Genomic DNA, 9,105 nt, shown 5'->3' with positions numbered 1-9,105 from the left:
CCGTTAAGGGTGCGGATTTGGTTGCCTGTCTCTAGATGCCAGAGTTTGATTGTGTTGTCTTTACTGCCAGAAGCCAGAGTCTTGCCGTCGGGGCTAAAACTTACACTATAGACAAAGTTACTATGCCCTTTGAGGGTGCGGATTTGGTTGCCTGTCTCTAGATTCCAGAGTTTGATTGTGTTGTCTTCACTACCAGAAGCTAATGTCTTGCCGTCGGGGCTAAAACTCACGCTCCAGACACCTTCTCTATGCCCTTCCAAGCGGTTGCGCCCTCTTCCTTGAAAACGAACTGTCTGTAAGGCATTCAATACCTCTGGGTTAGTTTTGTGTTGGCTTTGCAGGATTTTTCCCGCCTTGATTGCTTGGATAAAAGCCTCCAATTCTTTACTTTCATTGAATAGAGACAAGGAATATCGACCAAGAGATTCAGCTTGATTGAGTTCCGATTGGTTTTTTTGACTCCAAGCTATCAAACCCAAACTACTGCTAATCACCACCGCCACCAACGAACCCGCCGCAATTCTCCAGGCGGTTCTAATTTCGCTCTTCCTGCGAGCTGCTTCAACTTGTTTGAGGCGATTACTGTCTTGAATACTATCCTTAATAAATTCTGTCTCATCAATTAAGTCTTCTGGGCGTTCCTTGAGTTTTTCCTCTGCTTCCGCCAAAGCTGCACCCCGCAACAATGAACCAGAATCTCGCTGCGTTGCTTCCCATTGTCCCTTTGCTGACCGCAATCGCTCTTGCCAAGCTCTAAAAACTCGGTCTTTATTCATCCATTCCCGCAGTTCTCCCCAATTGCGAATCAAAGCTTCATGGACTACCTCCACCGTTTCTTGACTGGTAGCATTGCGACTTGTCACCACCAACCGAGCATCAGCTAATTGTTTAACCAAATCCCAGCTTTGCTCACCCAATTCCGCTTTCATCGCCACCCGTCGGGTATCTTCTGCTCCCTCACCCGGACGCACCAATTGAATAAAAATCCGCCGGACTTTTTCTTTCTCCTCATCCGTCAAGTTGCCATATTTCTCATCTGCATGGCGAGCTAACGCACCTTCCACTTGCCCAATTTCTTCATAGATTTTGTGAGTTAATTCTTTACCTGTGCGCTTGTTCCACAACTGTGTCAAAGCAAACTCTAGCAAAGGTAAATTTCCCGGTTGGTTTTCTACATCATCTAAAATGCGTTCTACCAGTCCATCTGCAAATGTCACCCCTAATTTTTGGGCAGGTTTGGCAATGACTTGTGTTAGTTCCTCCCGATTCATCGGCCCCAGTTTCACATCAGCATTTTGCAAAACATCCGCAAAAGGGCGATAGGAGAGAGCATTTCCCAAAAAATCTGCCCGCATTGTCGTTACCCACACCGTAGCGGATGCAGATAGAGACGTGGGAGTTTCTAAACTAGCTAATAAGCAGTCAAGAAATTTATGGCGATTTTCCTGATTATGACAGAGAGTATAAATTTCTTCAAATTGGTCAGCAATTAATAACACTCGTTCATTAGGGTGATTCTGCCGAATTTTTGCAAAAACGTCCGATATCAGCATAGAGCCATCTTGCAAGTAACCAGCCAACTTTCGGGCTTGGGCAATTTGGTCAGTTGCATCTAAATTAGTCGTATAAAGCGGAACTAAAGCTACAGCCAGCGCATGGAAAGGATCAGCACCAGGACGAAAGTGAGTAAACTGCCAATGTCCGATTGTTTGCAACTTCGGAACTAACCCCGCTAACACCACCGAAGATTTACCGCTTCCTGATGCACCAAGCACGGGGATAAAATTACGGGTTTTAGTCGCCCCCTCAAGTTCTTTGATAAATATTTCCCGCCCAAAGAACACATCCGCATCATTGGGGCCAAAATGAAACAACCCACGATAGGGACAAGGGAGAGATTCGTCAGCAGCGTCTGTAGGATCAGACGGGACTAATCTTGCTTCTTCTCGATAGTAGTAGTTGATTATCTGTACAGGAGCGAAAGTCAAATCACGCCCAACACTATTATCGTTTAAGAGATTTTTTTGTTCTTGAGATGAGTGATTTGGGACTGACTCGCTCATGATCTTGGTATCCTTAACCTTGATTTTGCACAGTCGGAGCAAAGTTCACATTTCCACCAACGATATTTCCACTCATGGTGTTGGTTTGAGTTTGATTGATTATTTCCTGTCCCCCTGGTTGCTCTTTCACTTTTTCGAGTAAATCCTGAGCCACTTTAATAATTTCCTGGTCTTGATCAGCACCAGCTTTGGTAATTTTATCTTTTAACAAACCTTCCGCTTGCTTGATTTCTTCTGGTTTGGCATCTACCATCGCTTGTCCCAGAACATCGCCTTCAAACTTCTTCTTAATCAAGGTTTTCAACCCCTGATAGGCATCTTTAACAGCTACTCCTGCGGTATCCTTAGCAGCAGCGATCGCACCAGCACTTAAAGCAGCAATAACCAGAGAGATAGGTTCCATAATTAATCCTTAATTATTGATAACAGGGAAAATACTTATCTTTTACGGTTATATTATCAGCGATTCTATAAGTTATTATGCGTATTAGCTGCATGATAAATTTGATGAAACCACATATCATCAATTCACAAAGAAATATGGTTTGTACACATATCTTTACTAATGACAGTTCCAATCTGTCATTGTGTATACACAGGCTCAAAGCCTATACAAATAAAAAAGTTCCGATATTTATTTAACGAGAGTAATAGAAGAGCGCTAATCCTTCACTGTTTTCGTTGTGAATAACCGCATTCCATTTGCAGTCACTAATAAGGAAGTTCCTGTATCTGCTAAAACGGCTACAGCTAACCCCACAAATCCAAAGGTTCCTAATAGTAGAAACAAAGCTTTTGTAACTAAGGAAAATATGACATTCTGCTGAATCACCGATACAGTACGACGGCTTAAGTCTACTGCATAGGCAAGTCGTCTGAGGTCGCTTCCTACTATGACTACATCGGCTGTCTCTAGGGCAATATCTATTCCCCCAACGGCAAAACTGATATCCGCCGCCGCCAGCGCCGGAGCGTCGTTAATCCCATCCCCAACCATACCTACCACCCCTGTTTGACGCAACTGTTGAATTTCTTGGAGTTTATCTTGTGGTAGTAGTTCTGCTCGGTATTCTGTAATACCTACTTGTTGGGCAATTTGCTGGGCAACGGGAGTACGATCGCCACTTAACATTACTAGCCTGTTTAATCCCATGCGCTTCAACTGTCGCAAGGCTTCTGTGGCTTCTAAGCGGATACCATCGGAGAGGGCGATCGCTCCTAATAATTCTTGTCTCGTCCCTACTAGTACGGGAATTTGCCCCTGTTGTTCGATTTTTGTCAGCAGAGACTCGGCTTCACCAGATAAGGGAATATCTTGCTCGGAAAATAGCCGACGATTACCAACTAAGTATAATATTTTACCTAAGTTTGCTTGAATCCCTTTCCCTGGTAAGGCGGTGAATTTAATCGGTATTGCCAATTCCATACCCAATTCATCAGCTTTGGTGACAATTGCCTTGGCTAGTGGATGTTCTGATTGTTGTTCTAAGGAAGCGGCAATTTGTAACACCATGTCTGCATTCGCTGCCCCCAAGTTATAAATCTGTTGCACAACGGGTAGCCCTTGGGTAATCGTACCTGTTTTATCAAAAGCCAGGGTAGTCAAACGTCCGGCTGTCTCCAGTGCATTACCGCCTTTAAATAAAACACCTTGACGAGTGGCTGCACCAATGGCGCTGACAATGGAAACTGGGGTAGAAATCACTAAGGCACAGGGACAAGCAATTACTAACATGACCAGCGCTCGATAAAACCAAACGTCCCCAGGTTGAGCAAAGGCTAAGGGGGGAATTACCGCAATGGCGATCGCTATTAAAATCACAATGGGGGTGTATCTTTCTGCAAACCGATCTACCCACTGCTGGGAAGGCGCGCGGCTTCCTTGGGCTTGTTCTACTAAATGGATAATTTTAGCCACAGTGGTATCATTAGCCCTGTGGGTAACTTTGATTTCCAAAAAGCCCGACTGATTCACCGTTCCCGCAAAAACGGTATCACCTTTTTGTTTATATTCGGGGATTGACTCGCCTGTAATTGCTGATTGGTCAATGGTACTTGCACCAGAAACAACTACGCCATCCAACGCCACACGCCCTCCGGGGCGAATTGTCAAAATTTCCCCGACTTGCACACTTTCCACGGGAACGGTAACTTCCTGATTCCCCCGCCTAATGGTAGCTGTCGGTGGTGTCAAATCCATCAAAGCGCTGATGGCGTGGCGGGTGCGACCAAAGGTAAATATTTGCAGTGTTGTCCCAAAGGAGAACAGAAACAAGACTAAGGCGGCTTCCAACCAGTCTCCCAAAATTACTGCTCCAATGACAGAAATCGTCATCAGCAGATTCATATCGGCGCGACGCAAGCGCAATTCAAATAAACCAGCCTTGGCGATGGGATAACCGGCAATGACTATGCCAATACTATAAAAAGCCCGTGCTATCCAAATGGGTAATCCTAAATATTGTGCCAGTAAGCCCAACCCTAACCCTATACCTGTCAAAATCACACTCTGTCCCCGGCGGTTAGTCAGCCAGAATTTCCAGTTTGTGGAGTTAGTACCAGAATCCATAGCAGCGATTTTAGCCTCAGCTACCGGCACAAGCTGATGGTCATGGTCTAGGGAATGATGATTGTGATGATCATGGTCGTGGTTACAGGTATGGGTTTTCTGCTCTGACTCTACCTGAGAACTCTGTTCTACTGTATAACCTAAAGCTTGAATGCGATCGCAAATCGTCTTCTGACTCAAATGCTCTTGGTTGTAAGATACCCTGACTTTACCAGTAGCAAAACTCACTGATGCTTCCGTGACACCGCTTAATTGTTGTAAACCAACTTCAATGGTTTTGGCACAACTACCACAGTCCATACCACTCACTTGCAGAATCTCGGTTTTCAATTCAGGAGTTTGAGTCATAGCCGTTTGAGGCAAAGTTTGCATGGTTGATGATTACTATCTTAATACAACATCTGAATAGTTATTCAATTGTGCAATACTTTATTTTTAGTTAAGATTGAAAGTGATAACCATTATTTAAAAACAACTTTATGAACAAGGCACAAGATAAAAAAGATTTGGCACTGCTAGAAAATACTCACCCACCAAAGTGTGAAACTCATTTAGTACATTTAGATAATGTGCGGTCAATTCAAGCTCAAATTTTGGCTCCAGACAAAGCGCAACAAATGGCAGAAGTCTTTGGAGTACTGGCAGATCCCAACCGTCTGCGGTTAATATCAGCCTTATTCGCTCAAGAGTTGTGTGTTTGCGATTTAGCAGCATTGACAAAAATGACAGAATCAGCAGTTTCTCATCAACTGCGATTATTAAAAGCCATGCGTTTAGTTAGTTATCGTCGAGAAGGCAAAAATGTTTATTACAGCTTGGCTGACAATCACATTGTTAATTTATATTGCTCTTTATCACAACATTTAGATGAATAATTGTCCTAGTCTATCTACCTACGGCTATATCTATCAAATTCAGCCATAAGCTATTTTTAGGGCGAAATACTTGTGAATAATTTTACTCCCCAGGCGAGAAAGCTAAGTTTATCCGGAAATTTAATCTAAATGTAGAATAACCTCATTGTAAAGGGCATTATCAAAACTAAGGGTTGTAAAAGTTCACTTGATATTTGATAGTGAATCGCATAACCTAAACGTTTAGTTATATTATTTTCGGGAGTTTATGAACAGAAAACTCATACTTGGTTTGCTTGCCACTTCCTCAATTTTTACGTCGTTGGTATCTACACTAGGGATAATCAACCCAGCCCATGCTGGTGTTACGCTGACCCAGAAATTAATACACACTGATGATGGTCGCACTTGTATTACTAATCCTCACGGTATGAAGGATTTTGTGTGTATTCGAGATTCAGAAAGAGATCCCAAGGCTGCTCCTGCACCTAAATCGATGGTAGTTTCATCAAGGCCATCTGATGAAACAGTTGCAGAACTTGATTTTACCGATGAAGAAAGCGAAGCTGCAATTAGGATCTTTACCTGTGACTGTCCATTTTGTATTAATTCATTGCGGCAGTTACGTGGTACTGGCAACTTAGTGTACTAAGTTTTAAAAGTACTAGTTGTTATTTTTGTCATAGTCAAAACCCCATTCTTGTAACCAAATACACTCAAGTTTTCCTATCTTCGCTTCACAGGAAAGAATTAGGCCATTTGTCGAGCCATCAATTGAGCAAAAATTCCCTCAGCGTTTGCTAACTCTGAAAAAGTGCCGTGTTGTACCACCCGACCTGCTTGTAATACATAGATGCGGTGAGCATTGCGAATTGTACTTAGTCGGTGAGCGATCGCAATTCTGGTAACTTGTAATTTATCTAGACTTTCGCTAACTATTGCTTGGGTTTTGTTGTCGAGGGCGCTGGTAGCTTCATCAAATAACAAAATCCGGGGTTTTAATGCTAAGGCGCGAGCAATTAGTAATCGCTGTCTTTGTCCTCCAGAAATATTACCACCACCTTCGCTGACTACGGTGTGCATTTGCATAGGCATGGCTTTAATATCATCAGCAAAACCAGACATCCGCGCTGCTTCCCAAGCTTCATCTAGGGTAATTTGAGCGCCACCAGCGATATTCTCGAAAATAGAGGCTGAACTTAGTTGACCATTTTGTAATACAACACCTAATTGCCGTCTGACTGCATCCACATCTAAGCCAGAGAGGTCTTGACCATCGTAGTAGATACTGCCGGCTTGGGGCGTTTCAAACCCCAGCAGTAATCGCAATATGGTTGACTTACCGCTTCCAGAACTGCCTACTAAAGCAATATATTCTCCCGGTTCCGCAGAGATAGATATATCATCTAGGGTGAGCAGTCCATCATGACGATACCGAAATGTCATATGGTCTACAGTAATTTTACCAGTCAATTTACCTGGGTCGGCTTTAGTGATGTTCACTTCTGGTACGGTTGCCAAAATTGGCTGTGTGCGTTGCCACTGGGGAATAATCTGTAAAATTTGTGTAACAGTATTGCTGAGGTTTGTGGTTCCTCTGGTAAAGTTGCTAAAGGCTGTGTTGAAAGCGAGAAAAGTCCCCAGAGAAAAAACGACACCACCGGAAGTCTGATCTTCTTCTAATAGCTGGATGGTGAACCAGAAGAGGACTCCAGAGGTAATTATGGGGATGACTGTATTGAAAAGCACAACAAAATCTTCTACTAGTTGGGTGCTTAATTCCAGCTTAATCTGCCGAGCGTAGTTTTTACTCCAAGCGGCAAAAGCGCGTTCTTCAGCCCCAGCAATACGCAGTTTAGAAATACCGTTGATTAGCTGTACTGTTTGCCCGAAAATACTGCCCCGCACTTCCAACAAGGGGCGCACTTTTGATAATAGGAGCATACCAGAAATGGTTGTGAAGGCGATCGCTACTACGGCACTAGCAACGGCAATCAGGGCTAATCTATAGTTGTAATAAAATAATTGTCCTAAGTAAAATAACGCAAATATACTGGTAATAAAATCAACTAAAGTTTTACCACTAAGTTGACGACGGATAGCACTGACTGAGGAAATGCGTGAGAGTAAGTCCCCTGTGGTGTATTGGCGAAAGAAAGAAACTGGTAAATTTAGTAACCTGTCCCAGACACCAGCCTGAGTAGAAGCATCGCCAGAGGTTTCCATTCGCAGCAAGGCAAAACCTTGAGCCAGTTGAAATATACCCGTACCTAAAGCTGCAACTAGTAAACCTAAACCAATTTGTAATAATAAAGAGCGATCGCTATCAGGGATGGCATTATCTATAATTATTGAAGTGGCATAGGGTGTAATCATCCCCAAAAGGGTAATGAAAATACCAGTAAATAAAATTTGTAGTAAATCCCACCCGTGTCCCCGGAGTGTAAACTTGACTATATCAATAGCCCTGAGTGCTTTATCCGGTAAAGAGCGATAAAGCATATAAGCCATAGGAGCTAATGTTGCAGCTACACCCTCGTTTACTACCACACGGCTATAGTTAACTGGGTCGAAAATTTCATAACGATTTCCAGCAACAGGTAATAGCGCCACTGGTTGGTTTTCTTTGGTGTAGGCTACTAAAGCACCAGCATCTTGAAGCCACCAATTATCCCGCAACAACACCCGCCGCATACGGATACGTGAAGCCCGAACTATGGCTTCCAACGGCTCCTTCACTCGCTGGAGATTTTCCGAACGCAATGGGGGGCTAATCTTGATACCCATAGCCCTACCGACTGCACCAGCAGCCATCAATAAAGGAGTACCTTCTAGGAAAAAGTTCCCGTCTTGAGAATTGAGAGTTGATGATAGTTCCCCTAAAGCCTCTGCTGTGACTCGACGATTCAGGCGTTGGCGTTCTTGTAACCTTGTCAGTTCTGCTTGTGCTTCTTGCTCATCCAATAAAGCGACACAAGACAAAATTTGAGTATGTAATTGTGATAAACCAGCCAGCAGCGTATCGGGATTTTCGTATTCGCTAGAGCTATGAGTTGTCAGTTGCACTCCCCCGACTGCTGTTAACCAAATTTTGTCATTCAGGGGGAAGGTTGTAGCCGTAGTTAACCTCAATTCCTCACACCCCAGAAAACACACATTCCCTTCCTGAAGTTCCACCCAACAGCTGACACCTGTTGCTGGTTGGAAAGTCTGACCATTATTTAGGGAAAATCGCCCTTGTCCCGCAGCTTTTACCTGAATTTTGGGAGTGGGAATCTGAGATAAGACACCACCAAGTTGCAGTAACCAATTTTCTATCCAAGCGTTAGCTGTCGCGCCTAACTCCCGAAAACATTCTGGATGTAACAGCAGTAACTCAACTTCTCCAATAGGAACCGCGAGAATTTGGTGTTGCTGATGAACCGTGCCAAAAAGTGCCTCCCCTTGGCTAATACTACATAAATAACGACGAGTTCCATCAATCACACCATCTTTCACTGTGACTGCAAATAACGCCACAGAACCAGACTGAACCACCCAAACCCGCGATGAGTCATTGAGTACAATTGGTTCATTGCCATTAATTATGTAAATTTGCCCCTGTAGTTCCATTTTCGTT

The 9,105-nt window shown here is 43.6% G+C and carries 6 protein-coding genes; 2 read left to right on the top strand and 4 right to left on the bottom strand.

What is annotated here, in order from left to right:
* From ACM5QX_RS26670 to ACM5QX_RS26660, 3 genes are all read right to left on the bottom strand, one after another.
* Positions 1-2,063 (bottom strand): WD40 repeat domain-containing protein (locus ACM5QX_RS26670; RefSeq protein ID WP_414756268.1); only part of this gene is annotated, 2,063 nt, incomplete at its 3' end.
* 13 nt (positions 2,064-2,076) lie between these two features.
* Complete coding sequence (locus tag ACM5QX_RS26665) at positions 2,077-2,466, bottom strand: hypothetical protein (RefSeq protein WP_414756267.1); 390 nt, start codon at positions 2,464-2,466, stop codon at positions 2,077-2,079.
* 258 nt (positions 2,467-2,724) lie between these two features.
* Positions 2,725-5,004 carry a heavy metal translocating P-type ATPase gene (locus tag ACM5QX_RS26660; RefSeq protein WP_414756266.1) on the bottom strand — a complete coding sequence of 760 codons (2,280 nt, stop codon included), beginning with the start codon at positions 5,002-5,004 and terminating at the stop codon, positions 2,725-2,727.
* 107 nt (positions 5,005-5,111) lie between these two features.
* On the opposite strand from ACM5QX_RS26660, the gene ACM5QX_RS26655 reads away from it, so the two are divergent.
* A complete protein-coding gene (locus ACM5QX_RS26655) occupies positions 5,112-5,507 on the top strand; it encodes an ArsR/SmtB family transcription factor (RefSeq protein WP_011317973.1) in 396 nt (131 codons plus the stop codon).
* Between the two features lie 247 nt (positions 5,508-5,754).
* On the top strand, positions 5,755-6,138 hold the full coding sequence (locus ACM5QX_RS26650; RefSeq protein WP_414756265.1) for a hypothetical protein: 384 nt from the start codon (positions 5,755-5,757) through the stop codon (positions 6,136-6,138).
* Between the two features lie 98 nt (positions 6,139-6,236).
* Here the strand turns inward: ACM5QX_RS26650 and ACM5QX_RS26645 are convergent, their stop codons facing one another.
* Positions 6,237-9,098, bottom strand: coding sequence for an NHLP bacteriocin export ABC transporter permease/ATPase subunit (locus ACM5QX_RS26645; RefSeq protein WP_414756264.1), 2,862 nt, complete (start codon positions 9,096-9,098; stop codon positions 6,237-6,239).
* Positions 9,099-9,105 lie beyond the last annotated feature (7 nt).

This window comes from Anabaena sp. CCY 9910 (assembly GCF_963920875.1).
Classification (GTDB): Bacteria; Cyanobacteriota; Cyanobacteriia; order Cyanobacteriales; family Nostocaceae; genus Trichormus; species Trichormus variabilis.
Note: the sequence above shows the minus strand (reverse complement) of the source record. Positions and strands in the feature narration are given on the sequence as shown.